We start from the raw sequence: 1,704 nt of genomic DNA, 5'->3' as shown, positions 1-1,704 counted from the left end.
GATTTGGTGTAGCTCCGTCTCGGGGGCTGGGAGATGTGTATAAGAGACAGGCGCCGGTGCCCAGCCCCGCGCCGCCGCCGCCCGAACCGCCACCCTCACCGCTGCCGCCACCGCCCCCGCCGGTGGTGGTCACCACGCAGGCGCCACCGGTCTGGACCCCGCGGCACACCGCCCCGCCGTCGACTCAGGCCCCGACCACGACGGCCATGACGACGCCCCCGCCACCGCCGTCGACCACGAGCGAAGAGCCGCCCCCGCCGTCGACCACCACGACCCCCACGACGACGGTGCCGATGACCACCGAGTGGATCCACGTCCCACTGCTACCGGTGCCGATTCCGATCCAGGTTCCGCAGACGCAGGCCCCGCAGACGCAGGCGCCGCAGTACACGCCATATCCGCAATATCCGCAGCAATACCCGCAGTACCCGGGGAACTCCCAGAATCCCTTCCTGGGCCCGGGCTACTAGCCGCCCGTCGTCCCTGCTGAGCGCGCTCCACGAGCGCGCCCGGGCCCGCGCGGGTAGGTTTGGTGTCACCCGGTCGGGCGGGGTCTATCCGGTGGTGTCCTCATGGAGGATCCCGGAGCAAATCAGCGGACTGTGGAGGCGTACGTGGACATCGTGCTGGGGGTCTCGATGGCTCCCGAGACGGTCCGCCTGGTGGTCATCGAGGGCCAGAACGCCGACGGTGTCACCGTCGAACAGGACGAGTTCGAGGTCGCCGGCGGCGGGGATTCGGTGGCTGCCGGGGCGGTCGACCAAGTGCTTGCCGCGATCGGCGGCACCCGGGAAGGTGCGCTCGCGGGCGGCTACCGACTGGTGTCGACCGGAGTGACGTGGACGGACCCCGCCGGCGTCGGCGCGCTGCGGGATGCGATGGGCCGCCACGGCATGGGCAACGTCATGCTGGTGTCCCCGTTGCTGGCCGCGGCCGCACTGGCCCAGACGGTCGGGTCCGCCCTGGACTACGCGCACATCGCGATGCTGTACGTCGAGCCCGAGACCGCGACGCTGGCCGTCGTCGACGTCACCGACGGTTCGATCGTCGACCTGCACCGCCAGCAGCTGGCGCACGCCCGGCAAGAGCCGCTCGCCGCCGAGTTGGCGACGATGGTCGCCGGTCTCAACTCGCGGGGGGCCCGGGCGGACGGCGTCTTCCTGGTGGGCTGCGGTGCGGACATCGTGGCGGTCAAGCCCGCGCTCGAGGCGGCGACCCCGCTCGAGGTGACGGCTCCGGAGGAGCCGGAGATGGCGCTGGCGCGCGGAGCGGCGCTGGCGTCGGCGAACGCGCCGCTGTTCGCCTCGTCCACGGCGGCCCTGGCATACGCGCTCGACCCGGGCACCGGGGAAGTGAGTCCCCGACCGATCGGCCCGACCTACCTGGACGTCTGGGGCAACACGACCGCCGATGCGCTGGCCTACAGCGCCGTCGCCGACGAGGACGACGTGACCCCGCGCACGCGCAGACCCATGTTCCTCGCCGGCAGCGCGCTGGCCGGGATCGCCGCCGTGGTGGCCGGCGTGGTGCTGTTTTCGCTGGGCTCCGATCGGCCGGGATCCACCGCGCCGCAGAACCCGCGGGTCAGCGTCGCCACCCCGGCCAAGCAGGTGCCGGCCGCACCGCTGAGCGCGCCGCCGGCGGCGCAGCCGCCCGCCCCCGCACCACTCTCTTATACACATCTGACGCTGCCGACGATCGCAT

Annotated in this window: 1 protein-coding gene and 1 pseudogene; both read left to right on the top strand. The window is 72.6% G+C overall.

Annotation, left to right across the window (positions count from 1 at the left end):
- A pseudogene (locus A5781_RS25095) lies at positions 1–470 on the top strand (hypothetical protein); the annotation flags it as partial.
- Between the two features lie 144 nt (positions 471–614).
- Positions 615–1,704: hypothetical protein (locus A5781_RS15935; protein ID WP_067207983.1), on the top strand; the 1,090-nt coding region annotated here is incomplete at its 3' end.

The organism is Mycobacterium sp. 852002-30065_SCH5024008, assembly GCF_001665645.1.
Taxonomy (GTDB): domain Bacteria; phylum Actinomycetota; class Actinomycetes; order Mycobacteriales; family Mycobacteriaceae; genus Mycobacterium; species Mycobacterium paraffinicum.
Note: the sequence above shows the minus strand (reverse complement) of the source record. Positions and strands in the feature narration are given on the sequence as shown.